Annotated in this window: 19 protein-coding genes; 12 read left to right on the top strand and 7 right to left on the bottom strand. The window is 67.0% G+C overall.

Going from position 1 to position 26,624, the window contains the following annotated elements:
- Positions 1–28 precede the first annotated feature (28 nt).
- On the top strand, positions 29–1,012 hold the full coding sequence (locus tag JRI60_RS29720) for a chemotaxis protein CheB (RefSeq protein ID WP_239469789.1): 984 nt from the start codon (positions 29–31) through the stop codon (positions 1,010–1,012).
- Positions 1,006–2,748, top strand: coding sequence for a CheR family methyltransferase (locus JRI60_RS29715; RefSeq protein WP_204219254.1), 1,743 nt, complete (start codon positions 1,006–1,008; stop codon positions 2,746–2,748). The genes JRI60_RS29720 and JRI60_RS29715 overlap by 7 nt, the downstream gene beginning before the upstream one ends.
- Here the strand turns inward: JRI60_RS29715 and JRI60_RS29710 are convergent, their stop codons facing one another.
- Positions 2,749–3,069: a polyhydroxyalkanoic acid system family protein gene (locus JRI60_RS29710; RefSeq protein WP_204219253.1), complete on the bottom strand. Its 321-nt coding sequence runs from the start codon at positions 3,067–3,069 to the stop codon at positions 2,749–2,751.
- A gap of 172 nt (positions 3,070–3,241) precedes the next feature.
- On the opposite strand from JRI60_RS29710, the gene JRI60_RS29705 reads away from it, so the two are divergent.
- The 3 genes from JRI60_RS29705 to JRI60_RS29695 all read left to right on the top strand — a co-directional run bounded on the left by JRI60_RS29705 (position 3,242) and on the right by JRI60_RS29695 (position 6,305).
- Positions 3,242–4,288: a hypothetical protein gene (locus tag JRI60_RS29705; protein ID WP_204219252.1), complete on the top strand. Its 1,047-nt coding sequence runs from the start codon at positions 3,242–3,244 to the stop codon at positions 4,286–4,288.
- A gap of 66 nt (positions 4,289–4,354) precedes the next feature.
- Complete coding sequence (locus tag JRI60_RS29700) at positions 4,355–5,500, top strand: DUF1015 family protein (RefSeq protein WP_204229147.1); 1,146 nt, start codon at positions 4,355–4,357, stop codon at positions 5,498–5,500.
- A gap of 7 nt (positions 5,501–5,507) precedes the next feature.
- Complete coding sequence (locus JRI60_RS29695; RefSeq protein WP_239469788.1) at positions 5,508–6,305, top strand: tRNA1(Val) (adenine(37)-N6)-methyltransferase; 798 nt, start codon at positions 5,508–5,510, stop codon at positions 6,303–6,305.
- On the opposite strand, the gene JRI60_RS29690 is transcribed toward JRI60_RS29695, so the two are convergent.
- The 3 genes from JRI60_RS29690 to JRI60_RS29680 are packed head-to-tail and all read right to left on the bottom strand — an operon-like array spanning position 6,286 to position 9,139.
- Positions 6,286–7,395, bottom strand: coding sequence for a hypothetical protein (locus tag JRI60_RS29690; protein WP_204219251.1), 1,110 nt, complete (start codon positions 7,393–7,395; stop codon positions 6,286–6,288). The genes JRI60_RS29695 and JRI60_RS29690 overlap by 20 nt on opposite strands.
- Positions 7,395–8,231, bottom strand: coding sequence for a hypothetical protein (locus JRI60_RS29685; RefSeq protein ID WP_204219250.1), 837 nt, complete (start codon positions 8,229–8,231; stop codon positions 7,395–7,397). The genes JRI60_RS29690 and JRI60_RS29685 overlap by 1 nt, the downstream gene beginning before the upstream one ends.
- Positions 8,228–9,139 (bottom strand): ABC transporter ATP-binding protein, encoded by a 912-nt coding sequence (locus JRI60_RS29680; RefSeq protein ID WP_204219249.1) that lies wholly within the window; start codon positions 9,137–9,139, stop codon positions 8,228–8,230. The genes JRI60_RS29685 and JRI60_RS29680 overlap by 4 nt, the downstream gene beginning before the upstream one ends.
- A gap of 239 nt (positions 9,140–9,378) precedes the next feature.
- Here JRI60_RS29680 and JRI60_RS29675 point away from each other — a divergent pair, with 239 nt between their 5' ends.
- From JRI60_RS29675 to JRI60_RS29655, 5 genes are all read left to right on the top strand, one after another.
- Positions 9,379–9,588, top strand: coding sequence for a hypothetical protein (locus JRI60_RS29675; protein ID WP_204219248.1), 210 nt, complete (start codon positions 9,379–9,381; stop codon positions 9,586–9,588).
- A 58-nt stretch (positions 9,589–9,646) separates the two neighbouring features.
- Positions 9,647–10,618, top strand: coding sequence for a porphobilinogen synthase (gene hemB / locus JRI60_RS29670; RefSeq protein ID WP_204219247.1), 972 nt, complete (start codon positions 9,647–9,649; stop codon positions 10,616–10,618).
- Positions 10,619–10,807: 189 nt separating this feature from the next.
- Positions 10,808–11,251, top strand: a complete 444-nt coding sequence (locus JRI60_RS29665) for a hypothetical protein (protein WP_204219246.1) — start codon at positions 10,808–10,810, stop codon at positions 11,249–11,251.
- A complete protein-coding gene (locus tag JRI60_RS29660; protein ID WP_430384327.1) occupies positions 11,248–11,880 on the top strand; it encodes an RDD family protein in 633 nt (210 codons plus the stop codon). The genes JRI60_RS29665 and JRI60_RS29660 overlap by 4 nt, the downstream gene beginning before the upstream one ends.
- Positions 11,865–14,060 carry a D-alanine--D-alanine ligase family protein gene (locus JRI60_RS29655; RefSeq protein ID WP_204219245.1) on the top strand — a complete coding sequence of 732 codons (2,196 nt, stop codon included), beginning with the start codon at positions 11,865–11,867 and terminating at the stop codon, positions 14,058–14,060. The genes JRI60_RS29660 and JRI60_RS29655 overlap by 16 nt, the downstream gene beginning before the upstream one ends.
- Positions 14,061–14,225: 165 nt before the next feature.
- Here the strand turns inward: JRI60_RS29655 and JRI60_RS53615 are convergent, their stop codons facing one another.
- Positions 14,226–15,941 carry an RCC1 domain-containing protein gene (locus tag JRI60_RS53615; protein WP_239469787.1) on the bottom strand — a complete coding sequence of 572 codons (1,716 nt, stop codon included), beginning with the start codon at positions 15,939–15,941 and terminating at the stop codon, positions 14,226–14,228.
- A gap of 370 nt (positions 15,942–16,311) precedes the next feature.
- On the opposite strand from JRI60_RS53615, the gene JRI60_RS29645 reads away from it, so the two are divergent.
- Positions 16,312–17,316 (top strand): hypothetical protein, encoded by a 1,005-nt coding sequence (locus tag JRI60_RS29645; protein ID WP_204219244.1) that lies wholly within the window; start codon positions 16,312–16,314, stop codon positions 17,314–17,316.
- 73 nt (positions 17,317–17,389) lie between these two features.
- Here JRI60_RS29645 and JRI60_RS29640 read toward each other — a convergent pair whose 3' ends face one another.
- On the bottom strand, positions 17,390–18,865 hold the full coding sequence (locus JRI60_RS29640; RefSeq protein ID WP_204219243.1) for an OmpA family protein: 1,476 nt from the start codon (positions 18,863–18,865) through the stop codon (positions 17,390–17,392).
- Between the two features lie 235 nt (positions 18,866–19,100).
- Positions 19,101–21,161 (bottom strand): Ig-like domain-containing protein, encoded by a 2,061-nt coding sequence (locus JRI60_RS29635; RefSeq protein ID WP_204219242.1) that lies wholly within the window; start codon positions 21,159–21,161, stop codon positions 19,101–19,103.
- A gap of 665 nt (positions 21,162–21,826) precedes the next feature.
- Between JRI60_RS29635 and JRI60_RS29630 the strand changes: the two genes are divergently transcribed.
- Positions 21,827–26,620, top strand: coding sequence for a choice-of-anchor D domain-containing protein (locus JRI60_RS29630; protein WP_204219241.1), 4,794 nt, complete (start codon positions 21,827–21,829; stop codon positions 26,618–26,620).
- Positions 26,621–26,624 lie beyond the last annotated feature (4 nt).

Genomic DNA, 26,624 nt, shown 5'->3' with positions numbered 1-26,624 from the left:
CTTGGAGGCCGGCGCGTCCGCATATCGCGTGTTGCTCGTGGGAGAGATCCTTCGGGGAGCCTCGCGGGGGTTGTTCGACGGGGTGGTGCTCGCCCCCGCCGGCACCGTCTGCGAGTTCTCCGAAGCCCTGGAGCACGTGCAGCGCCTGCATCCGGACGTGGCCCTGATCGACCTGTCCGGGCCCGACGCCCTCAAGGCGATCGAGCGGGTGATGGCGGAGCGGCCGGTGCCGGTGGTCGCGCTCCACCCGGGCGTGCTCTCCGGCGCGGACGCCTTCCAGGCGCTCGCCCTGGGGGCCGTGGAGGTGGTGGAGCGGCCGGCCGAGCCCGGCGTGGACTTCTGGCAGACGGTGGGCCGCAAGCTGATGCTGCTCGCCGAGGTGCGCGTGTCGCGCCCCGTGCACGTCCAGAAGTCCCGCGACGCGCGTCCTCCTCCCACCGAGGCCCCCTATCCGCTGGTGGCCATCGCCTCGTCGCTCGGCGGGCCCAAGGCGCTCTCCGTGGTGTTGAAGATGTTGCCGAAGGACTTCCCCGCGCCCGTGTGCATCTGCCAGCACATCAGCCAGGGCTTCACCGAGGGGCTGGCGCAGTGGCTCGGCTCCGAGTCTCCGCTGCGCGTGGTGGAGGCCAATGACGGCGAGGAGATGGTGCCCGGCACCGTCTACATCGCGCGCTCCGGCTCGCATCTGATGGTGCGCCCCAAGGGCGTGTTGTCGTTGGATCCGAGCCCGCCCGTGCGCGGCTTCCGGCCCTCGTGCGACGTGCTGCTCACGTCGGCGGCGGAGGCCTTCGGGACGCGCACCCTGGGAGTCATCCTCACCGGGATGGGCCGGGACGGCGCCCGGGGACTGAAGGAAATCCGCGAGCGGGGCGGTCGCACCATCGCCCAGAACAAGGCGACCTGCGTGGTCTACGGAATGCCGAAGGAGGCCGTGCGGCTCGGCGCGGCCGAGGAAGTGCTGCCGCTCGATCGCATCGCCCCGATGCTCGTCCAGTGGGTGGGAACATGCTGACGGTGACCTCCAGGGCCCTGCAGCAACTGGCCGCCCTCCTGCTGGAGCGGGCGGGGTTGAAGATCACTCCGGACGGCTATCACAGCCTCCGGTTGGCGCTGTCCACGCGCATGCCCGTGGTGGGCATCCAGGACGCCGAGGAGTACGTGCGGCGCCTGAAGACGGTGGAGGACGAGCTGCGCGCACTGCTGCCGCTCGTCACGGTGGGACACACGGAGTTCTTCCGGGATCCCAAGCAGTTCAAGGCGCTGGAGGGCCGCATCCTTCCGGACGCGCTGTGGCGTGCGCGGCGGGAGACCCGCCGGGTGTCCATCTGGTCCGCGGGGTGCGCCACCGGCGAGGAGCCCTACAGCCTGGCCATGGTGCTGGCCGAGCTGGGCGCGCTGCCCATCGAGGTGGACCTGTGGGCCACCGACCTGAACCTCGCCGCCGTGGAGGCCGCGAAGCAGGGGCGCTTCTCGTCGCGCCGCCTCGCCGGCATGCAGAGCGATCGCAAGCAGCGCTTCTTCCGGCCGGTGGATGAGGGCTACGAGGTCGTCTCCTCGCTCAAGGACTACGTGCGCTTCGACGGGCAGAACCTCGCCGTGCCCGTCTTCGAGAAGGTCAAGCCGGAGTCGTTGGATCTCATCCTCTGCCGCAACGTCATCATCTACTTCGACCTGCCCACCATCCGCGCGCTGATGGATCGCTTCCTCACGGCGCTGCGGCCCGGGGCCCTGTTGCTGCTGGGCTACTCGGAGAGCCTCTTCAAGGTCTACGACCGCTTCGAGATGGTGGAGGTGGATGGGGCGTTCGTCTACCGGCGGCCGGAGAAGCCGCTGGAGCCACGCGCTCCCGGGACGGGTCCGAAGACGATGACGATCGGCTCGCTGCCGGCCGTGCGGGAGCGCCCGGCCGAGTCCGGCTCCGCGGGCTCCGCGCGGCCTCGGGAGTCGATGTCGAACCTGACGCCCACGCGGGCCCTGCAGAAGACGCTCGAGGCGTCCACGGGAAACGCGGTGCCGCGCAGGACGCTGGACATGCCCGTGGCGAAGCCTCCCGAGGCCTCCGCCGTGCCGGGCACCGGGGCCCCTGCCTCCGAGCCGCCGCGCAGGTCGATGGAGATGTCCCCGGTGGGAGCCGGGACGCCGCGCAGGTCGATGGAGATGTCCTCGGTGGGCGCCGAGCCTCCGCGCACGCGCACGAGCGAGATGCCGGCGTGGTCGCTGATGCTGTCGCCGGGCGAGCGGCTGAACGCGGCCGTGCGGATGATCGAGCGCGGGGACTTCGTGTCCGCGGTGTCCACGGTGGAGCAGCTGCTGGTGGATGAGCCGGGCCACCTGGACGCGCTGCTCACGGTGGGCAACCTCTATTCGCTGACGGGCCGGATCGTGGACGCGCGCGAGGCCTTCGCGCAGGCCATCAACCGCGAGCCGCTGTGCGTGGAGGCGCGGGTGTTCGGTGGACTGGCGGCGCTACAGGCCGGAGAGCTCGCCGAGGCCCGCTCGGAGCTGGGCAAGGCGCTCTTCCTGGAGCCCTCGCTGGCCATCGGTCACTACCTGATGGCGCAGGTCCACGAGCGGCTGAAGGATCACGAGGCGGCGCGGCGCAGCTACCGCAACGCCATCGCGCAGCTGCGCTTCCCCCAGCGTCCGCTGGCCGGACACTATCCGGAGCTGCCGGACTCGGCGGACGCCATCTCCCGCGCGGCGCGCTATGCGCTCGCCGCGCTGGAGGAAGGGCCGGGGCACGCTTGATTACGCGAGGCCCTTGCTCACGTCGTCGGCGCTCTTGCTCGGGTCGAGCACGGTGCTGAACTTCTTCTGCAGGTAGGACTTGGCCTGGCCGCGCAGGAGCATGCCGGGGTCGGTGCCCTCGCCCTGGATGGCGCCGTCGGTGATGGTGAAGTTGGCATCGAGGTTGATGCCCATCACCTTGCCGATGATCTTCGCCCCGTCACCCTGCCAGTCCGCCTTCACGCCGTACTTGTCGACCCAGTACTTGAGAAGCTGCTCGACGCGCTTCCTGACCTCGTCCTTGGGGAGGGAGTGGGGGACCTCGAACTTCATCGTGCCCATATGGCGCTCCTGGGGTTCGTGAATGTTCCCGCCCAGGGGTCTAGTGAGCCTGGGGCGGGAAGGGAACCCGGGTCTCGCCGCCAGGAGCGCGGAAGTCAACAAATGAGATTCCCCGTGAAACGGACGCGGGTTGATGTTTGATGCCGCCGTGTTCGGACAAGGAGTCTCTCGAGTGTCCTCGTTGACCCGCTGGTTGTCCCTCGCCGTCGTCGTCCTTCTCTGCGCGCCAGGTCTCGCGCGTGCGCAATCGTCGTATGCCTCCGATGTGCCGGTGCAGCCATCGGACACGGCCTCGCTGCGCACCGAGCCCCAGGCGCCGTTCCCCCAGGAGGGGCAGTTGCCCCCCGCCGCCATGCCGGAGACCCCGGGTGTTTCTCCGGCCTCCAATGACGGCGTGATGCTCGATGGCCAGATTCGCTACGGCGCCTTCCTCTCCGGGCCGGGCAGCCTCACCTTCATCCTGCACCACTCCCTCATGGGGGCCATGGGAGGCTTCTTCACCCAGGGCTTCGCCAACGGCTTCAGCTTCGAGCGCAGCTCCCGCGAGGCCATGCTGGCGGGCACGCTCCTGGGCGCGGGGCTCGGCTTCGGCTCGTCGGCATGGTGGCAGTTCAACAACTGGGTCGACAAGCCGTTGGGCTACTTCGGCATTGGCAACTCCGTCATCGGCGGCATGTTCCTCGCCGGCTTCATGGACCTGTTCTCTCGCGACACGGGCGTGCTGACCTGGTCCGCCTTCGTCGGCGCGGAGCTGGCCGCGTGGATCACCGCGACGCTCGGCGGCGGCCAGATGCCCTACAACCACGGCCTGCTGGTGGCCTCGGGTGGCGGGTGGGGCCTCGCCTACGCCGCGCTGCTGATGGCCATCGTCCACTTCTCCGGCTCGAAGATCTCCGGGAAGACGTGGACGGACACGCTGCTGATGGCACCTGGAATCGGCGCGACGGCGCTCGCGCTGGCCACGATGAAATACAACCCGACCACCTCCCAGATACTCCGGGCCGATGCCTTCGGTGCGGGCGTGGGAGCGGTGGTGCTGGTGCTGTCCGCGCTGGTGCTGGGTGGGTTCGATCAGTCCACACCGTACGTGCTGGGCCTGCTCGGCTCGGCGGCCGCCATCACCACGGTGAGCCTGCTCTGGGAGGAGGCGGCCGAGCGTCCTCCCGCGATGGTGGGAAGCACGGTCCGCTCGAAGGCCTACCGCAACGACTGGTGGTAGCTCGCCCGCCGGGCATTCGAGGGCGTTCCATGGCCGCGGGGTGAGCGCGTGTCCATTTTCGTGGATATGGCGCGCGTCCTTCCCTTCTCCGCACTGCTCCCGTCACTCGAGTCGCACCTGTCGGCCGATGACGACGGGTGTCCCTTCAATGCGCCACCCCGGTCCTCGTTCATCCGGCCGCTGCTGGATCGGGTGGACCCGACGGCGGAGCTGGGGCGGTTGAGGGCCGCGGGCTCCGTGCTCCGCGACGCCCGCCCGGCGTTGTACCTGGCGGAGGTGTACAGCTCGGCGGGGCGGCTGGGAGGGCCTCCGGTGCGCTTCCTGCTGTGCGCGCTCACGCCGGACGCGGCCGAGCCGCTGGAGGTGGAGCCGTACCGGCCCCGCTCGGCGCAGGTGGAGCCGACGGTCACCCTGGCGGCGGACGACCATGGGGTACTCCGAGGTCTCCTGGCGGAGGCGGCCGAGCGCAGCATCTCCGTGTGGCAGGGGACGTTCGAGGACGCCCCGGTGGCGCTGAGGCGCATCGAGCCCTCGCCGGTGGCCCGGCGCATCCAGGCGGTGCTCGACGAGGCGCCCCTGCGCCCGCTGGCCGAGCTGGACGAGCGCAGGCCGAGTCTGGCGGCCATCGTGCCGCTGTCGGATCCCGGGCTGCACTTCGAGCCGGTGCACCGCGCCATCCAGGGACTGGACACCTTCGACGAGGACACGTTCCTGGCGCTCGTGACGGCCTACGCGCGCGTCTATGACCTGGAGGAGCCGCTCACGACGCCTCGAGGCATCGCCGCGGCGAACGAGCGGCTGGCCACGCTGGTGCGGGGGCACCACGCAGTGCTGCTGGTGCTGCCCGAGGGGCGGGGGAAGATCCTACGCTTCCGGCAGGGGTTGGATCTGGCGCACCTGAAGGGGGCACCGCGCAATCCGACCCTGCGGAGTCTGGATCTGGCGTTGCTGAACGCGCTGGTGCTGCGAACGGTGCTGGGCATCAAGGACCCCGAGGAGTCGGGACATCCGCAGGTGTTCGCGGTGCAGGGGATGGAGTCGTTGGTCCGAGGCGTCCACGGGGGGATGTTCCAGGCGGGCTTCGCGCTCAATCCGCCGCCCTTGTGGGAGGTGCGCGCGGTGATGGAGGCGGCGCAGACGTTGCCGCCCAAGACGTTGCGCGTGGCGCCCGCGCCGCCGGCGGGACTGCTGTTCCTCGACCCGGAGGCCTAGGGACTGAGTGGGCATCCTGCTGACAGAAGCCGCGCTGGAGTGGCCCCAGCGCACGCCGATCGAGCTCCGGCCCGGCCCCGGAGAGACGCTCGATTCGGTCTGTGGCGGCGAGGTGAGGGTGCTCCAGAGGCGCAGGGGTTATCGCTTCACGTTGGATCCCGTGTTGCTCACGCACTTCGCCATCTACGAGGCCGGGGCGGTGCGGGGGCGGTTGATGGACCTGGGGACGGGGTGCGGAATCATCCCGCTCATCCTGGCGAGGCGGTTGGGCTGCGAGAGCATCACCGGGCTGGAGCTACAGCCGCGCCTGTACTCCCTCGCCGAGCGCAACGTGCACCTCAACCGCTGCGAGCGGGAGGTGTCGCTGGTCCGAGGGGACATCCGCTGCGTGGAGCGGCTGTTTCCGAAGGCGAGCTTTTCCCATGTGCTGTGCAACCCACCGTACCGGGCGCGGGAGCAGGGGAGGATCAGCACGGACATGGAGAAGGCCCTCGCGCGGCATGAGATCTCGTGCGAGCTCCGGGACGTCGCGCGAGCGGCGGCCTATCTCCTGCGATGCCGTGGAAGCTTCTGCGTGGTGTATCCGGCCTCGAGGCTGTCCGAGCTGATGGCGGTGTTGCGCGCGGAGAAGCTGGAGCCGAGGACCGCGCGCATGGTGCATTCACGCGCGGGGAGGCCCGCGAAGCTGGTGTTGATGCACGCGGTGAAGAGGGCGCCCACCGGGCTGACCGTGATGCCCCCGCTCGTCATCCACGCCGATGACGAGCAGGCTTTCTCGCGCGAGGTCAGCGCGATGGTTGAGTAGCGGGCGGCTCCTCGAGGCAGAACGCGAGCTGCTGCTTGATGACCTCGAGCGGCACCGCGAGCTCCAGCTTGAACGAGTCGCCGTCCGGCTTCACCTTCGCGAAGTCCAGGAGCTGTGCCAGCTCCTTCTCGCCCTCGGCCTGAGCCTTCATGCGCGCCAGGGACAGCGTCCCGCCGAGCGACTTGCCCAGGTCCGTCACCTTGGCCTCGTCCGCGCCCCGCACCTGTGCCGTCATGGCGAAGTCCGAGCGCGCGTCCATGTGCAGCTCCACGTTCTCCGCCACCTCGGCCAGCTTGAGCGCCAGCTCCTGCTGGTCCGGCGGGAACATCTTCTTGAGCTGCTCCACCGACACCACGCCGTACATCTCCCCGTACGTGCTGCCCTCGGAGATGACGGGCGGCTCGTTCGGGCCGCGCCCCTCCACCCGGTCGATGACCTGCTTCACCCCGTCCGGCGACCTGCCGAATACGATCATCTGATCGTTCCACATGCCCACCGGAGGCCCGTTGCGCCGCACCACTCCGCCATCCGGCAGGTTCTGCTCGAAGTTGGGCTCGAAGATGCGCGCTTCGTCCCCGTAGTCGTAGTTCGCGGCCCCCCGCCCGGACAGCATGTCCTTCAGGCGCTTGTCCCCGAAGTTCCCCGAGACGATCACCCCATCGTCCGTGAGGACCAGCCGGTCCAGGTCCTTCAACGGGTCCACGCCCGTCTCTTCCTTGAAGCGCTCCAGGTCATTGCCGCCCCGGCGCATCATGCACTCCAGCAGCAGCTCCCCGATGGGCGAGTGGCGGATGGCGTTGGCCTCGATGACCATCGCCGTCTTCCCCTTGCCGCGGGGCAGCGCGGCCAGCACTGGATCGCTCGGCTTCACCGGCGTCTGCTCCTGCGTCCCCGCGTCCACGTGCGCCGGCATCACGTACGTGCGCCGGCGCTCCATGCGCTCGCGCTCCTCCTTCCGCAGCCGGTTCGGGAACGCCACCTTCGGCGGGGGAGGGGCCTCCTCCTCGCCCTGTCCGGACAGCATCAGCCACGCGGCCAGGCCGAACAGCACCACCGCGAACACCAGCCACAGTCCACGACGCCGCTGCATCAGTAATCCCTCCCCTCGAACCACCAGAAGCCCAGGGCCAGCACGCCCAGGCCGAACACCAGCACTCCGCCCAGCAACATCGGCAGCGACTGCACTCCCAGCGGCGCCGAGGCCGCCAGATCCATGCTCGCCTGGGCCAGCGAGGACAGGCGGGGCAGCACCAGCGTCACCGCCTTGAAGAGGTTCCGGCTCAGCCCCTCCTCGAGGAAGGGGGCGATCTTCATCCGGTAGCCGGCGAGGATGCCCGCCACCATGGTGATGCCGCCGAGCCCCGCGCACAGCGCCGCGCTGCGAACCAGCGTCGCCGTCGTCAGCATCACCGCGTACACCGCCGCGAAGCTCACGCACGCCAGCAGCGCCGCGACCACCGGCCCCACCGTCCAGTACCCCGTCTTCACCCCGAAGATGAGCACCAGCCCCACCGAGCCGTACAGCGCCCCACTCAGTGCCAGCGTCATCACCCCGAGGAACGTGCCGGCCAGGATGTGCCAGCGGCGCAAGGGCAGGGCGAGCAGGTGCTCGATGCGGCCCGGTGACAGCAGGCTCGGCGCGAAGTCCGAGCACGAGACGATGCCGAACAGGATGCCCCCGTAGAAGACGATGGCCGCCGCCGCCATGAACACGGGCCGCAGCGCCACGTCCACGGCGACGATGTCGTTGTCCAGCATCTCGCCGAACAGTCGCGAGGCCGCCAGGGCGCCGTCCACCACCTCGATGCGCAGGCTCAGCGAGAGCATCACCAGCACGCCCGTGACGCCCAGCAGGAAGGCCAGGATGAACTTGCGAGAGGCTGCCTCGCGCAACACGTAGCCCGCGATTCCCAGCACGCCCCTCATGCCGCCACCCCCATGGCCGAGGCCAGCACGGCCTCCAGGTCCTGCCCGTCCCGCTTGAGCTCCACCAGCAGCGCCCCGGCCGCGCGGGCCTTGTCCAGCGCCGCGTTCAGCCCCGCCACGTCCGCGGCCTCCACGTGGTACTGCCCCTCGGTGCCCGCCGCCGTGAAGCCCGCCGAGGCCAGCGCGCCCGCGTCCGCTCCCGGCGCGAAGCGCACCGCCCACCGCGCTCCACCGCGCGACAGCTCTTCCAGCCGACCCTCGCGCAGCACCTTGCCCTCCGCGAGGATGGCTACCCGGTCGCATACGCGCTCGGTCTCGGCCAGCAGGTGCGAGTTGAGGAAGAGGGTGGTGCCGCGCTGCACCTCCTCCTGGAGGATGCGCCGCACTTCCACCCGGCCCATGGGGTCGATGCCGTCGGTGGGCTCGTCGAGGATGAGCAGGGCGGGGTTGCCCAGCAGCGCCGCCGCGAGCCCTAGCCGCTGGCGCATGCCCTTGGAGTAGCCGCCAATCTTCCGACCCAGCGCGTCCGTCAGTCCCACGCGCTCCAGCAGCCGTAGGTTCGCGGCCGGGTCCGGCTTCAGCTCCTTGAGCCGGGCCACCGTGGCGAGGAAGGCCGGCGCCTTCCACGAGCCCGGCAGGTGCAGGCGCTCGGGCAGGTAGCCGATGCGGGCCCGGATGCGAGGGTCCTCGGGAGACCCGCCGAGCACCCGCACCGTCCCCTCCGAGGGCTGGACGATGCCGAGGATGCTCTTGATGAACGTCGTCTTTCCCGCGCCGTTGGGGCCGATCAGCCCGAACGCACTGCCTTCCGGCACGGACAGGTCCACACCCCGCAGGGCCTCATGGCCCCGGCGCCCGAAGGCACGCCGGTAGGTCTTGCGGAGTCCGATGACTTCGATGGCTGGCACGATGGCGACTCTACGACGGAGCCATTCTGTCCATTGCCCGCCCGTCACACGAACCACCGGGCGAGCCCGTGACCGCCCGTCTCGCGTCGTCCGCTGCGCACCCGGGAAGAAACCTTCGCACCTTTTTTCAGGGCTTCAGGGACTTCCGGGCCGTACTGCCCCTGGTTTCGCCCCTTTGGGCAGGGGGGCGGGTGTGGCCTGGGGTGTGCAAAACCCCGGGGCAGAGGAGGCACTGATACATGTTGACGATTGATCTGATGGAGCAGGAGTTGCGAGCGGCGCGCCGGGAGCTGGCGGAGGCGGAGCGGGGTCTGAGGGACGGTTCCGAGGCGTCCCGGACGCGCTATGCCCGCGCGCTCCACGAGGCGGACCTCGCCGAGCACCGGGCCGCTCACCTGTCCCGTCAGCGTAGCTGGCTCGACGAGAGCTGGCGCCTGGCTACCGTCTAGGCAGCCTCGGACGTCGAAATGCTTCCAGGGGGCCGCCGTCGGTTTATACCGTCGGCCCATGGGATATCCGATTCATCGCCCGCGCCGCCTGCGCCGTTCGGCGGCCCTTCGTGAGATGGTGCGAGAGACCACGCTCGCTCCCTCGGACTTCATCTATCCGCTGTTCGTCGTGGAGGGCCGGGACATCCGCCGTCCCATCTCCTCCATGCCGGGCGTCTTCAATCTCTCGTTGGAGCACGCCGTCGCCGAGGCGAAGCAGGCCAAGGCGCTCGGGGTGCCCGCGGTGCTCCTGTTCGGCATCCCGGATCACAAGGACGCCCGGGGCTCGCAGGCCTACGCGCGCGAGGGCATCGTCCAGCGCGCCGTCCGGGAGATCAAGAACGCCATCCCGGACATGCTCGTCATCGTGGACGTGTGTCTGTGCGAGTACACGGACCACGGCCACTGCGGCGTCATCGAGGGCGGCCATGTCGCCAACGACGCCACGCTGCCGCTGCTGGCGCAGATGGCGGTGACGTGCGCCCAGGCCGGCGCGGACATCATCGCTCCCTCGGACATGATGGACGGGCGCGTGGGGGCCATCCGCGCGGCGCTGGACGAGGTGAAGCTCACCGAGGTGCCCATCCTCTCCTATGCGGCCAAGTACGCCTCGGGCTTCTACGGGCCCTTCCGCGAGGCGGCCCAGAGCACGCCCCAGTTCGGCGATCGCCGCACGCACCAGATGGACCCGGGCAACGTGCGCGAGGCCCTCAAGGAGGTGGAGCTGGACCTGGAGGAGGGCGCGGACATGATCATGGTGAAGCCCGCGCTGTCCTACCTGGACGTCATCCACCGGGTGCGCGAGCGCGTCGACGTGCCGGTGGTGGCCTACAACGTGTCCGCCGAGTACTCCATGGTGAAGGCCGCCGCCCAGAACGGGTGGATCGACGGAGATCGCCTGATGCTGGAGATTCTCACCTCCATCAAGCGCGCCGGCTCGGACCTCATCATCACCTACCACTCGCTCGAAGCCGCGAAGCTGCTGGGTTGACGGTTCGGAGCGCGATCCCCCATGGGGGGGCTTGCGCTCACCCCCCCGATCGGGGGCAAAGATCCATTTCGAGAATCGGCAATGGCCACCAAGAAGAAGAAACGGCCCCCACCTAGACCGGCGGTACCTCGGACCGCGACCCAGCGCCCCCTGCGTGCTGGCAAGCGCCCGGGTGCCGCCCGTGCCTCCGTGCCCGGGGCCACCGCGCGAGTCGCGGGCCCGCTCCAGTACAAGGTCGTCGAGCTGTCCACCGTCGATGAGGGGACGCTCGAGCGCACCGTGAATGAATGGAGCTCCAAGGGTTGGACCCTGGACGGCGTGCAGTTCGCCATGCGCGAGTCGTCCAAGCGACCGGCCATGGCCTTCGTGTTCTTCACCCGCGAGGGGGAACCGGCCACGCATGACCTCGAGGGCGCGCGAGGCCGGCTGCGGCAGATGTCCGAGACGGGCTCGCCCACGTCCCAGCTGGTGTCATCGCCGGACTTCACCGGAAACGCGGCGGCCTCGTCGTCCTCATACGTCTACCAGCGGCCTCCGGGCATGGTGAGTGCCCACGAGCGGCTCGCGCAGCTCGCGGGCCTGGACGAGCCGGAGCGCCCCGAGCGGGGCCTCATCCTGGAGCCCGAAGAGTGAGCTCTCCTCAACCTGTCTTCTCCTCTCCCCGCCGTCCCGGCCTGCGCGTGGTGCCCGACGGCGAGGAGCTGGGCTCGCCCTATCCCAAGGCCTCGCTGTGGATGCGGCTGGGCGCGCGCATCGTGGACGTGGCGGTGGCGTGGGGCCTCTACGTGGTGTGCGGCGCCGCCGGTGGAGTGGTGGCGCTGCTCTTCCTGCTGCTGGCCGACGGCATGCTGCAGGGCCAGAGCGTGGGCAAGCGCATCTTCGGGGTGAAGGTGATGCACCTGCCCACGCGCTCCGCGGCGCGCCACCGGGACAGCACCCTGCGCAACGCGCCGCTGGCGCTCATCGTCCTGCTGGGGATGATGCCTCCGCCGCTGGGCGCGGTGGCGTGCATGGCCGGGCTGGTGGTCATCGGTGGAGTGGAGGCCCTGCGCGTGGTGAGGGATCCGCTCGGCTGGCGGCTCGGCGATACGTGGGCGCAGACGCAGGTGGTGGATGGGAAGGTCGTCGCCGGAGCAACCGTTGCAGCACGCACGCCCGTGACGGCCGCTCGCGTCCCGGGAAGATTCTTGTCCGCGGCGCGGGTTCGCCGTCGCCGCACCATCGAGAAGTCCAGAAGGGGAAAGCCTTGCGCATCGCGCTGACCTACAACCTCAAGCTGTCCGACTCGGAAGACGAGGCGGAGTTCGATACCCAGGAGACGGTGAACACGCTGGCGGCGGCCATCGAGCGGCTCGGCCACCGGCTGGAGCGCTTCGAGGTGAGTGGACCCGCCTCGCGCACCGTCGCCCGGCTCGAGGCGTACAGCCCGGACCTCATCTTCAACATCGCCGAGGGCCGCCGGGGCCGCTTCCGCGAGGCCTTCTATCCGGCGCTCTTCGAGGAGCTCGGGTTCGCCTACACGGGCTCGGACGCCTACGCGCTGGCGGTGACGCTGGACAAGCAGCTCACCAAGCTGGTGCTGTCCAAGCACGGCATCCGCACGCCGGGCTGGCAGTTCGTGGAGAAGCTCAACGAGCTGAAGGCCGAGGACCTGCGCTTCCCGGTCATCATCAAGCCCAACTTCGAGGGCTCGTCCAAGGGCATCACCCAGGACTCGGTGGCCGAGACGGTGGAGCAGGCGCGCGAGAAGGTGGCGCAGGCGCTGGCGCGTTATCCGGCGGGCATCCTGGTGGAGGAGTTCATCAGCGGCACGGACATCACGGTGCCGTACCTGGCGGCGGTGCAGAACGATCATGACGGCGTGCTCAGCCCGACCGAGTACGACATCGATCCGGCGGCCATCGCGGGCCGCAAGTACGCCATCTACGACTACGAGCTGAAGACGAAGAAGGACAGCGCGGTGAAGGTGCGCGCCCCGGCCAGACTCTCTCCCAGGGTGGCCGAGGAGATGCGCAACATGTCGACGAAGATCTTCCAGGTGCTGGACTGCCGGGACCTGGGGCGGATCGACTTCCGGCTGAGCGACGCGGGCGTGCCGTACTTCCTGGAGCTCAACGCGCTGCCCAGCCTGGAGCAGGGGGCGGGCATCTACGCGGCGGCGGCGCTGGAGGGCATCCACCTGGACGGGGTGGTGAGCGCCATCATCCAGAGCGCGGCGCGGCGCTACAAGATCAAGGACGGCAAGCGCCAGGGCAAGCCGGCGCGCAAGTCGGGCCCGCTGCGCGTGGGCTTCACCTACAACGTGAAGCGCGTGAAGCCGGTGGCGGCGGACGGCTCGGCCCTGGAGGACAGCGAGGCCGAGTACGACTCGCCGACCACGCTGCAGGCCATCCGCGAGGCGATCGCCTCGTGGGGCCACGAGGTGGTGGACCTGGAGGCCACGGCGGAACTGCCGAGCGTGCTGGCCAGCACGCCGTTGGACATCGTGTTCAACATCGCGGAGGGCTTCAAGGGCCGCAACCGCGAGAGCCAGGTGCCGGCGATGCTGGAGCTGCTGGACATCCCGTACACGGGAAGCGATCCGGCCACGCTGTCCATCGCGCTGGACAAGGCGCTGGCGAAGAAGATCGTGCGCCAGGCGGGCATCCACACGCCGAACTTCCAGCTCATGCACACGGGCAAGGAGCGGCTGGACAAGCAGTTCACGAGCTTCCCGCTGATCGTGAAGCCGGTGGCGGAGGGCTCCTCGAAGGGCGTGGTGAGCAAGAGCGTCTGCCACAACGAGGCGGAGCTGCGCGATGTGGTGAAGGAGATCGTCACCAAGTACCAGCAGCCGGCGCTGATCGAGGAGTACATCGGCGGGCGCGAGTTCACGGTGGGCCTGTTGGGCGAGCGGCGCCCGCGCGTGCTGCCGCCGATGGAGATCGTCTTCCTGGACAAGGAGGACCGGACGCCGATCTACAGCTTCCAGCACAAGCTGGATTGGAACGATCGCATCCGGTACGACGCGCCGGCGAAGATCGAGCCGGCGCTGCTGGAGAAGCTGAGGGCGGCGGCGCGAGGCTCGTTCATGGCGCTGGGGTGCCGGGACGTGGCGCGCATCGACTTCCGCATGGACGACAAGGGCCGCATCTACTTCATCGAGTGCAACCCGCTGCCGGGCCTGACGCCGGGGTGGAGCGACCTGGTGCTGATCGCGCAGGGCGCGGGCATGGACTACCGGGGGCTCATCGGGGAGATCATGGCCCCGGCGATCCGGCGCTACAAGGAGCGCGAGGCCCGGCGCGCGGCCGACGAGAGCGCGCTGACGAAGCTGTCGATGGAGAAGGCCTCCATCGACAAGGCCACGCTGGCCGAGGAGAAGGTGGGGGCCGCTGCCGCCGCGGGCTCGGGAGGCTCGTCCTCTGGCGAGCCGCCTCCGCGCATGGAGATGAAGGCCTGATGCCTGGCTGAGGCCCTGAGGGGCCTCACTCTGACAGGGCCTGGCACGGCGGTGGCTGTTCGCCCTGTGTGCCGGGCTTTGTCGTTTCAGCGCTTCGCCTGGAAAGAAAATCCCCTGCGCCCGGGAGGGGCAGGGGACGCAGACGGATTCAGGCTCCGAGAGTTCCTACTGGAGCACTCTCACTGGGGAGTAGCGAGTGGTGTTGGTGCCATCGCCGAGCTGGCCGTAGTAGTTGTCGCCCCAGCCCCAGATGGAGCCGTCCTGCTTGAGTGCCAGGGAGTGGCTGCAGCCAGCCTGGACGGCTACCGCGCCCGAGAATCCCAGCACCTGCACTGGCGTGGCCCTCCGGGTGGTAGTGCCATCGCCGAGCTGACCGAAGTAGTTGTCACCCCAGGCCCACACGGTTCCATCGTTCCTCACAGCCAGCGAATGAGAGATTTTCGCGTCGATGCTTGTGACACCAGACAAGCCGGACACCTGTACCGGTGTGGTGCGCGAGAACGTGGTGCCATCGCCAAGCTGGCCAGCGTAGTTGTAGCCCCAGCTCCACACGGTTCCATCCTGCTTCAGCGCCATTGCATGGTTGTGGCCGGAAACGAGAGCAATGGCTCCAGAAAGCCCTGAGACCTGCACCGGCGTGGTCCTTGTCGTGCTGGTGCCGTCGCCGAGCTGGCCATAGTAGTTGTCGCCCCAAGCCCACACGGTTCCATCCTGCTTCAGTACCAGAGAGGACCACCAACCCGCTGCGACGTTCACCACGCCCGAGAGCCCGGTAACTTGTACAGGAGTGGTTCTGTTCGTGGTGGTCCCGTCGCCGAGCTGGCCATGATCGTTGTTGCCCCAGGCCCACACGGTTCCATCCTGCTTCACGGCCAGCGAATGCTCCTTCCTCGCGGCGAGGGCCACCACGTTCGTGAGCCCCACGACCTGCACCGGCGTGGTGCGCTGGGTGGTGGTACCGTCACCGAGCTGGCCGTGCGAGTTGTAGCCCCAGGTCCACACGGTGCCGTCTTTCTTCAGTGCAAGAGCGTGGTGATCACCCGCGAAGATGGCCGCCACGTTCGTGAGCCCCGAGACCTGCACCGGCGTGGTGCGCTGGGTGGTGGTGCCGTCACCGAGCTGGCCGCTGGTGTTGTCGCCCGAGGCCCAGACAGTCCCATCCGGCTTCACCTTCAGACTGTGGAAATACCCAGCCGCCATGTGTGAGGACTTTGGAGTGGGGGCGCCCACCACCTCGAAGGCCAGATCGTCCCGGTCATCATAGGGACCACCCGTGCAGGCTCCAGCGGAGCCCGTGTAACGGAAGGCAGCGCGCACAACCTGGGTGCTGCCGCCCGTCGGCAGCGTGTAGTTCACCCTCAGTGTCTGCGCACCTGCCCCGGCCGGCACCAGGGTGGCGATGAAGGCCCAGGTCGGATTGCTCGCGTCCGCCGCATAATACAGGTCCAGCGCGTCCGACGTGTACCCGGACCAGGCCCACACATCGACTTCGAGGGTCACCTGTTTGCCAGGCGCCAGGTCGGTGCCATCGGTGGTGTAGACCTTCACCCGCTCCAGCGACTCGTCATTGTGGTAGGAGCCAGCGGTACCGTCCGCGCAAGTGCCTCCCAAGGTGTTGGGTGCGTTGAACTCGGGCCCCATCGGCCCACGGCCGTTGACGAGGTTGCCCGAGTCACAGCCTGAAGCCACCCCGATGCACCGGGGCACCTTCAAAGCTGAATCGTAACTGGCCGTTGCCGTCAGCGCGGCCGAGGTGGCGCTCAGTTCCGGCATGGACTGCTCTTCCGTGCCATGCAGCCCCACCTCTGGCTGTCCACAGGCCACGGCCATCAGGGCGCACATCAGCGCGGCCCAGACACTCCCCCCATGCTTCCACTTCATGAATTGTCCCCTCCCTGGGGCACCAGAAACACATGCACTCCGCGGGTGTCTCCTCATTGAAGGAGACGGCTCCCAGCACGAGTGGCGGCCTTGTACATGGCTGGGGTTGGCTCTCCTTCCGCCAGTCCGCCAATGGGTTGTTCCTGAGCGCCAGGACAGCGGCCCGGTTCGGCGCGAGTGGTTGGAGCTGTGTGAACCTCATCGTCCAATTCGACGTGGGTGAGACTGCTCACACTGTCCGTCCCTTTTTCTCCACCTTCACTCGGGTTCCGAAAAGCGGACGGGTGAGCTTCACCTGGTCTGGCCCCCTGTGCCACACGTGCGGAGGCGGTGCATTGCAGCACTGGGGCGTGCTCGATAATCTGCCCGCATGGCAGAGGACGACAGCAGCAGGCCGGAGGCATCGGAGACCCCCTCGGTGGACGCCGCTGAGCTCGAAAGCATCGGCTCTCGGGCCGCCTACGATGCGTTCCTTGCCGACGCGAGGGCCATAGAGCCGGGCTTCATCGAGGAGTGCTGCGCCGACATCGTGCTCGCCTATCGGAGTGTGGTGCACGGCGTGGAGAACGTGCTGGGCAGTGGGTCGGTGGTCGTCGGCAGGTTGCCCAATGTGAACGTCGTGGAACTTTCGATGCTCCCACGACTCGCTCAGGCGCTGGCCTTCGCCGCGCTGCAGGTGGAGCGCGAGCTTGAGCTCGCCTCGTTCGGGAAACTGTACGACCGGGTGCAACACCTGCGCCGCAAGCTGCGTAAGGCCGCCGACGCGCTCGCCGAGTCTCGGCTTCTTCCCGATGCCGACGTCGATGAGGTCTGGCTGCGCGGGAAGCACGATGTCCTGGACGATTGCTTGTCGCTCGTCGCGTTGTTGCGGAGGAACGAGGCGAGGATCGCCGGCCGATCGCCGGTGGTCGCGTCCGATCTTGTCGAGGCGGAGCAACTCGTCGGGCAGTTGCGCGTGATGCTCGGGCAGCAAGGGGTCGAGAGCAGCGGGGGCGCGACGTCCCTCGTCAATGCTGTCGAGATCCGCGATCGGTTCTGGACGCTGTTGAATCAGCGTTATGACGTGCTCTGGCGGTGCGGTGCATGGCTCTACGGCCGTGCGGTCGATGAGCGCGTGCCTCCGCTCCCGGTCCGACCAGCTCTGATTGGGAAGGCTCGGAGCGCGCCGGTCGAGCAGGAGGCACCGCGGTCCGTGCCCGAACAGCGGCGGATCATGAATCCTCCGCCGCTCATGCCCGCGCCGCCGCCGGTGAGCTCGCCCGCCAGTGTGCCCGTGGTGCGCGACTCGACCCGGCACTTGCAGGATCTGCAGCGAGAGTTGGAGCGAAAGGCCCGGTTCCTCGTCCGGATTGGCGTCGTTCAGCCCCGGAACTGAGGGCGGGTGCTCCGGTTCCACGCGGCGGTACCCCTCGGCCGCCGACGTGGAATGCGAGCGGGGGAGGGCGGCGTTACGGGGCCGACGCCTGGGTGGTGGCCGACGGCGGGGTCTCGGTGATGATGAGCACCTCGGCCCTGCGGTTGAGCTGGCGCTCCTGCTCGGTGGCGGGTTTGGCGCTCACGGGCCAGTCCGAGCCGAAGCCGCGGATCCGCACTCGCATCGGAGGGATTCCCTGGTCGAGCAGGTAGCGCCGCACTGCCTGGGCGCGCCTGAGCGACATCATCATGTTAGACATGTCGGTGCCCTCGGTGTCCGCATGCCCCTCGACGATGATGGTGCCTCCCTTGGGCAGTTCCGACAACCGCAGGACGCTCTGGTCCAGCAGTGGCACCACGCCCGGTAATTCCGAGCTGCCCTGCGAGAAGTGGATCTCTCCCCGGAGTACGAGCCGTTCCTGGGGACCGGGCTGGTAGGGTCGCGGAGGCTCCCGAGACTCTCCGTCCGAGTTCCCCTGCGCATCGCCGGGAGTGAGGGAGTTGAACTCCCAGGTGCCGGCCGGACGGACGAGTCGATCCTCTTGCTGCGGGCGCGAGGGCTCGGCCATGGCGAGCTGGAGTTCGCGATCCTCGATCGGATTCAGGTACGAGAGCTTGGGAGGTGGCTCGCTGCGGAAGGTGACGCCCGCGAGCACACGGAAGCGAGGCGTACCCAGGGCCCAACCAAAGCTGGGGCCTCCTAGGACGAAGGCGTCCAGCCCGACCAGCAAGGGGAAACGCACTCCGCCAAGCATATCCATCGACAGATTGGGGGAGAGCGTGGCCCTCACGCCTAGTTCTCCGCGAAGACCGGTACCCGTCGTGGCCAGCGCGGCTCCCAGGCGCACCTCGGCGCTCGTTGCCCGCTTGTCCTTCTGTCCGACAGCATCCAGGAGGATGGGCGGACGGAACAGCACTCCCGCCTCGAGTGAGGGGCGCAACCAGCCCAGGGTCGTTCCTGCCACCATCCGCGCGTGAAAGCGCGGTCCCGTATCACCCGCCAGGGCCTGTCCGGTACCCAGCGGCAGCCCCGCACCCAGGTCCGCCGACAAGTCCACGGGTTGCCGTTGGCGCTGGGATAGCAGCCCCAGTCGGGCCTGCAGCACGGGAGTGCCCACGCCCTGGATGGCCAGCTCGCTCAGGCCTGCCTGGGTGGGATCATCACCGTGCTGCCAGAGCACGAAGGGCACCTGGGCGCTCAGCTCGAGCCAGGGCAGGACGCCGTAGCTGGCGGCGAGCAGTGCGGTCGCCCTGTCGCGCACCACCTCCAGGTTCCGCTCTCCATCGTTCAGCACCAGGGGCAGGCGCTGGTAGTGCCCCATCAGGCTGATGCTCAGGCCCCCGGGCACCAGCAACTCGCCATTGCCGACCAGCAGTGTGCCGCGCCCCACGTTCGTCTCCAGCCGTTCCAGGTCGAAGCCCGGCAGCTGCTCGGTGGTCTGGGCCGACGCGAGTGGGCCCACGAGCAACGTCGCGGCTACCGCTCCCCGGATGGATGGGTGTAGGTGCATGCAGGTCCCTCTGACTGCTCCAGGAAGGGAGGCGAGAAGTGATCTGCGGGAACGCAAGTGGATCCTCTCCCTGGAACGAACGGCTCGGCGGCAATCCTACTGCTCTTGGTAGGGGGCGGGACAAGTGGGCCGAAGCCCGTGCCCTCATGGCTCCAGCGCCAGGGGGTTCCCACCAAACCCCTGCCGCCCGGCATGGCGGCAGGGGTCGAGGAGGGGCTCCTTCAGCGCGCTGCCATCAGTTGATGTTGGTGCACTGAGCTCCGCCGGCATTGTTGGCGAAGGTGTTGTTGTACGCCGGCAGGGTGAAGTCCGTCGTCACCAATGAGCTGTCGGTGTAGCTGCCGTCAGCCCGGGAGAGGCCGCAGCCAGACGAATCACTGAACGTGCTGTTGGTGATGAACCCGCCAATCTCCTGGTGCACGTTCACGTTGCCCGTGCCGAAGCCGCTGGTGCCCTTCAATCCAGCGTGGGTGACGATCACATGGTCGAGCTTGCTCCCACTGGCCTGCCAGAAGTGGATCCCGCGCCAGTGTCCCGGGGAGGGAGGGAGGACAGTCGGCTGGAAGCGGATCGGCGCCGCTGCGGTTCCCGCTGCGATCAGCGCACCGGGTTGGCCATTCGCACCGACCCGAAGTTCACTGCCGAGGCTGAACCGCACGTCCGTGCCAGGGCGCAGGGTCAGCGTCGGATTGGACGCGGAACCCACGTTGACGTTGTCTCGAATATCATAATAGACGTTGGTTCCGAGGTTGGGCCACGTTTGCGTGGTGAGCACGCTACCCGAGGTGAGCACCACCACGTCGCTGTAGTTGCCGCTAATGGTGCCGCCAGTGGGGATCGTGCCGACGTAGTTGGGCTGCATGAAGATAGCGGGGCCAAAGCTGTCGAGTACGGACAGGACGGTCGAGCCGGGGCCGAACGCTCCATCCTCCTTCAGCAGGACGCCCATGTTGCCGCTCTTGCGGAGGATCACGTTATTGATGACAGGGCGCGCGCCGCCACCGGCCATGTCTCCGTGAACGTTCAGGTTGCCCGCCTCGTTGTGGAATTGATCTTCCGCGCCCCCGTACTCGATCGTGGTGTAGGAGAGGCGGGTGGTGTTGGAGGTCTTGCTCCACAGGTGCACGCCCCCCCAATGACCGGGCTGGGGGCTGGCCGAGTTCGCGGTGAGGAGGACGGGCGAGGCTGCGGTGCCATCCACGACCAGGCCTCCCGGAGCCGTGTCGCCAACGTACAACGCGTAGTTGGGTCCGAAGCGCAACACCGTGCCGGCGGAGAGGGTGAGTGTGGGAGTGGTAGCCCCCTGGACCCGGACAATGTCATTCACGTCGTAGGGGATGCCCAGGTTCGGCCACGTCTGCGTGCGGGAGACATTGCCCCGGATCTCGACTGCGTTCTGGAGATTGCCCGTGAAGCTGCCGCCGGTCGGCAGCGTACCCGCCTGATTGGCGCCGATGACCACGGCGTAGCTCCCGCTGTCCGAGACGCTGAGCACGATCGATCCGGTCCCGAAACCGCTGTCGTCATCAGCCGCCTTCACTCCGGCGATGTCGCTATTGCGTACCGTCACGTTGCGGAGCACCGGCGCCGCCTGGTTCTTCATGGCGATGCAGGCGCCCTCTCCCGTGTCACGCCCACAGTCGCTCAGCGTGACGGAGTTGAGCTCCGAAGCGCTCCCCGCCGTGGTGAACGCCACGCCGCGCCAATAGCCCTTGGTGGGTGCGCTCTGGTTGGCCACCATGAGGATCGGTGCCTCCTGGGTCCCCATCGCCTTCAGCGCCCCCTGGGTGACGCGGAGCTCTGCATCCTGGTCGAAGCGGATCCGCACTCCTGGCTCCAGCGTGAGCGTGGGGGAACCGGCGCCGCCTACTTCGATGGAGCCGGTCACCACGTGCGGGTTTTCGGCCTCGCGCCAGGTCTCGTTGGTGGTGATGGGGGTGGAGTGGCGGGTGGGCTGGGCTTCGTTTGCGACCGTGAGGGTGGCCTGTCCCTGGTGGGTGACTCCGTCGGCGGTGGCGCTCGCGCTGATGGTGGCGGTTCCGGGGGTGAAGGTGGTGACCTTGCCCGTCGAGTCCACCTTCGCCACGGACGCGTCGCTGGACGTCCAGGTGAACCCGGGTACCTCGAACGACTTTCCTTCCTGATCCGTGGCGCTCGCCGTGCACTGCGCGGGCCGAGTAGCCGGCACGGGGGCGGGCTCACACGTCACCGTGACCGCGCTGAATTCGGGGTCGGGTTTGCACCCTCCGACCACCAGCAGTGCTGAGAGACAGAGAGATGCCTTCTTGAGACTCATGGACCTTTGAACTCCTTTCTTCGAACGACGAGGATAGAACAGTTTGGACACGAGGGGATGCAGTCGGTCGAGGCGGCGATGTGCGCGCGGCCTGCGGCCCTGCGTTCCACACAGCCCCTTGCCCGTGGTGGTCAGCGTGGACTCAGGCGGAACTCCTCCCGAGTCGAAGTCCGGCCGATACTCAAAAGCCACCAGGAGTCAAGGGCGTTTTCGGCCAGAGGGGGACTCCCCGGTGAGCACGCCCGCCAGGTCGTGGCCCTTGTGCTCCTGATGGCGGACGAAGGTAGTCTCATGCCCAGGTAGAATCCTACCGCTCTTTAAGTGGGGAGGCACGAGTGCTCCGGTTGAAAATCCTGGTTTTGATGTGGCTTGGGCTCTTGGTCGCCTGTGGGTCTGCCGTGCCCGGGGGGACATCAGCCGTGCCTGGGGGGACATCATCGGACTCGCCGGGTCAGATGTCCGCAGCGCTCTCTACGCTGGATCATGTTCTCACGTGGAGCGGGGATGAGCCTGCGGACGGCGGCACGGGGTGCCTGTCGTGCAACTCGAATAAAACGTATGCCTGTCTTCCGTCCTCGTCGTCCGATTGGACGAAGAGCTTCACTGACGCGGTTCCCGCCGATTCCTTCGTGACGGGGGTCCAGGCGAGGGTGTACGGCGCCAGCGTGAAGAATAGCAGTGGTGCTGCCACGACGACCGTCAAGGTCAGCCTTAACGAATCCCAGCTAGACAAGCTCATGCTCACGACCGCGGACGGCGGCACGGGGTTCACATCGACGAGCCGCACCTGCAGTTCGGGTGGCTGCGACGCAGCGAAGGATGTCTCCGGATCGAATGCCAACGGCATCAGTGCTTATAATTACGGGGGCAGCAACACCATCACGATCAAGCCCAACACGGATTACTATTGTGTCTCCCATGTCGAAATCTACCTGACCCTCGCGAAGCGGCAGGGCATCATCCGGCTTGACAAGACTGAGCTCGACTTTGGCAAACAGAAGCAGGGCCTGGAGAGTATCCCCCACACTGTGACGGTCTACAACGATGGGAACAAAGACATCACGGTGTCTAGCGTTACTCTTAGCACCAGCACGCCCTTCACCATCGTCACCCCAAGTAACCCAAGCGCGGGATTCACAGTCCCGGCAGGGGGGAATTACACCGTCGAGGTAACGTTCACGCCCAGCTCCCTCGATCCAGCCGCTGTCACCCTGTCCATCCAAAGCGACGCCTCGAATGCTTCGAATGGCTCGACCACTGTTCAACTCAAAGGCCGAGGGGTGGATTTCGCCAATTACGTAACCACCGAGGAGTCGCAGCCTCTCGATTTTGGCGAACAGCTGCTGAACATCTCCAGTTCTACCAAGAAAGTGGTGGTGTACAACGCTGGCTCTTCGACGCTCAAGGTTCAAAGCATACTCATCACGGGACCCTTCGAGTTTGCCCCAGGTCAGCCCACGGTGTTCGATCTGGCGCCGGGTACTTCCCAGGACGTTCTGGTGTCGTTCAGACCCACGGTCGCGGGGGCGAAGACGGGGACCCTCACCATCAACACTAACGCCGACCCCAGCACGGACAAGCCCAGTGTCGTGATCAACTTGAAGGGCACGGGCGTGAATCCAACCTTGGCGGTGAGCCAGCCCGGATTGGTCTTTGGAGATCAGCTCTGGGACGGAGTCACGTCTGCGACCCAGAAGGTGACGTTGAGCAACAGCGGCAGTGGAACGCTCGTTGTCAACGTCCCCGCCACCATCTCAGGCAAGCCCTTCACGATCACACCGAATGGGCGGTTTGAGATACGCAATGATGACGACCCCCTGCGGCCCCCGAAGGAACTCACGGTGACCTTTACCCCCACCGCCCTGGGGGCTCAATCCGCCACCCTGGGATTCACCGACGACAAGGGCACGGCCTACACGAAGAATGTGTCCCTCACCGGCCGGGGAGTGTCCGCGTTCAGTATCGATGTGGACGACCCCCTCGAGTTTGGTTCGGTGCAGATGGGCATCAACAGTGACAAGGTCGTCAACTTCAAGAATCTCAGCTCGGCGTCCATCTCGCTCTCGAGTCTGGCAACGACGGGTCTGCCATTCACGATCACATCCCCCACGGCCACCACGATCACGCTCGGAGCCAAGGGCACCAGCTCCGCCACCGTTCCCGTCACCGTGAGATTCAAGCCCGATAGCGCAGTGGGGTTCACGGGGGCGCTCAACTGGACAGCCCCCGCCACCAACGCTCTCAGCCCCACCAAATTGAACCTCCACGGAACCGGCGTTGCCGTCTTGGGTGAGTTCAGATCATCCCAGGATTCCTATGCCACTGTCATCGACTCAGGGGGAATCCTCAACTTCGATGGGGTGAGGTTGAACACCACTGGTGAGATAGCGATGAGGCTCACCAACACCGGCCCGGTTGCGCTGACTTTCAAGACGGGTGATATCACCGTTGCCGATGTTGAGACTCCCAGCCTCGCCAGCAGGTGGTTTTTCTACCGAGGGCCTCCCTCCGGCACCATTGCCCCTGGTCAGTATCTCGAATTCGTGTTGTCCTTTGCACCGACTACGGAAAAGGAATACTACAACGGTACCTTTACCTTCAAGTCGAGCGCCACGAACTCTCCGATGGTTTTGAACCTGCAAGGGTTTCGGGCCTACTCGCATTTGTCCGTTTCGCCTACGGCTCTTGGTTTCGGAGACGTTCCGGTAAGCACCCAGAGCGCGCCGAAACAAGTGACCATCTCCAATCAGGGCACTGCCACGGTGATGCTGCAGGAGCCGGCAGTGGGGGGGCCGTTTCACATCATCTACCCTGCTGGTGCCAAGGCGCCTTTCCCAATCAAGCAGGGCAGTCCCTTCACTTTTGAGGTCGTTTTCGATCCGTACCGGGAGGCCACGGAGACTGGAACCATCACCATCTCCGATCCCGACGGTGAGGTGAAGACGCTGACGGTGGATCTCGGCGGCAGAGGAACCGTTGCGAAGTTGTCGATTCTGCCAGCCAGCTTCGCCTTCAACAGCCAACGCGTCAATGTGACCAGTGGTGTTCAGGCCGTGACCCTCAAGAACGAGGGGAATGCTCCGCTGTATATTTCCCAGCTCTTCTCTTCCGATGACAGCGTGTTCAAGGTCGAGGCTCCCGCGGTCTTCAGGACTGATTACGGCCAGGATGGCGGTGTGACACTGGATGGCGGTCTGACAATCAATCCAGGCCAGGGGGAGGTCGTGAAGGTGAGCTTTACCCCGAAGACGTTGGGTGATGTGACGGGCACACTTTTCATCCAGAGCAGTTCCGTTACGGCGTGGACCAATCCACCCATGACGGGCAGGGGGGTCGCTGGGCAGATCTCGGTCAAGCCTTCCAATGTCAACTTCGGGGAGGTGGCGGTGGATGGTACTGCTACGGCTCAACAGCAGGTGTTCATCCAGAACATGGGGGAAGCATCTCTGACGATCAACGGCATCTCTCCTCCCGCGGACAGGTCGTTCTCCGTTTCCGGACTGTCCCTGGACGGAGGCACGTTGACGCTGGGGACGGGAGCCGAGTGGCCGGTGACGGTCACATTCAAGCCCGCTCAGCGCGGCTCCTTCTTCACTTCCACTGTCATTCAAAGTGATTCCTTCACGCAACCCATGCTCCCACTGCCCCTGTCGGGGACGGGGGTCGCCGCGGCCGTGGTCCTGGTGCCCGACACCATCCTGTTCGGTCAGGCCAATGTGGGCACGACCACTACCCAGGTGCTCGGCATCAACAACCCAGGGGAAAAGACCCTGGTCGTCTCGGGTATTGCTTTCACGGATGTAGAGGGGAGTGATGCGGGAGTGGGACTGGACTTCAAGACTTCGATGTCCTCCTCTCAGCAGACAGTGGATGCCGGAGCGACTCTCACCGTCCCGATCGAGTTCATGCCTCGGCAGGTGGGCCCGCGTGAGGCCCGGGCCATCATCTATTCAAATGCCCGGGCGGCGGATGGTGGGTACGCAGTGGCGCAACTCGTGGGAGAGGGGACTGTGCCAGGCCTGGAGCTGAAGCCTGGCAGTCTGAACTTCGGGGACGTGCTGATGGGCAGCCCCGCGGAAGCCACTCTCCAGATCACCAACACGGGCAATGGTCCGCTCGTCGTGAAATCCGTCACCCTGGGGGGGCCGGACATGGGCTCCTTCACCGTGACGGCTCCTCCGGGGGCGCAGACTCTGGCGCGAGGCGCCTCCATGTCGGTGATCGTGACGTTGACGCCATCCGAGGAGCGGACATTCCTGGCCAACTTGTTGGTGGCTACCGACAACGTGGATGCGCCCAGCGTGACCGTGCGCTTGAGGGGTACGGGCGTCCGCCATCAGGTCAGTGCCGAACCAAGCCCGCTGAACTTCGGGAACCAGCTCGTCAACGCCAGTTCGAACTGGCACACGCTGACCATCACCAACAACCGCAATGAGGTCGTCAGCATCAGGTCGATCACGACTGAGGGCCCATTCGAGCGGGACCCTGCTCTCACCTTGCCGCGCGACCTGCAGGGCAAGCCCGCGGATGGGCAAGATGGTGGTACGGCTACGGGAAGCAACAAGCTGGACGTGCGCGTGCGTGTCAAGCCGCTGAGCGAAGGCGCGGTGAGCGGCAAACTGCGAATCACCTTCACCGATCAGGCTCTGCAGCCGCTCGAGGTGGACCTACAGGGCACGGGTGTTTCCTCGGTGCTCTCCATCACCCCCTCCGAGCTGGACTTTGGAGGGGTCCGCGCTGGGGGTGAAGCGCTCCCGCTGAAGTTCACCATCAACAACCTGACGGATGATGAGATCGTACTTGCGAAGCCAGCGGTATTGAGCAGTTCCGGCGAACTCTTCAACTATGATTGGGCCAGCCTGGAAAGTCGGGGTTGGAGACTCGGTGCTGGCGAGCGCTACCCCGTGACGGTGAGCTACAAACCCAAAACCGAGACCTCGTCGAATACCGTCTTGAGCTTTGGCACCACGACGCCAGCGTGGCTGGGGAAGGCGGGTCTCGAGCTCAAGGGCCGGGCGGTGAAGCGCCTCCTGCGCGTCGATCCGGAGAGTCTGGATTTCGGCAAGATGGATGTGAGTAATCCGGTGCCGCCCAAGGAGGTTACTGTCACCAACCTGTCCGCCCGTCCGCAGCAGGTGGTGGTGAAGTTGAAGAATGAGGGCTCGCCCTTCGTGCTCGATGTAAAGGCGCTGGCAGATCCCCTCCCGCCGGGAGCTACCGCCACCTTCACGGTGGGCTTTTCTCCCGAGGATGTGGGCTTGAAGGAGGACGAGGTGCGGATCTCGCTGCAGGATGATCCCGTGGCCGATGGGGTCATCCCCGTGACGGGCTACGGTCTCAAGCGGGAGTGGAGCGGCGGCGCGGGCTACTCCTGCAACAGCACCGAGGCGGGCAGCGCGGGCATGCTGATGCTGCTGGCCATGGTGGGCCTGGGCTCGCGGCGCCGGAGGCGCGAGTAGTCGG

It is taken from the genome of Archangium violaceum (genome assembly GCF_016887565.1).
Lineage (GTDB): Bacteria > Myxococcota > Myxococcia > Myxococcales > Myxococcaceae > Archangium > Archangium violaceum_B.
The sequence above is the reverse complement of the archived record's forward strand: the minus strand, read 5'-3'. Positions and strand labels throughout refer to the sequence as shown.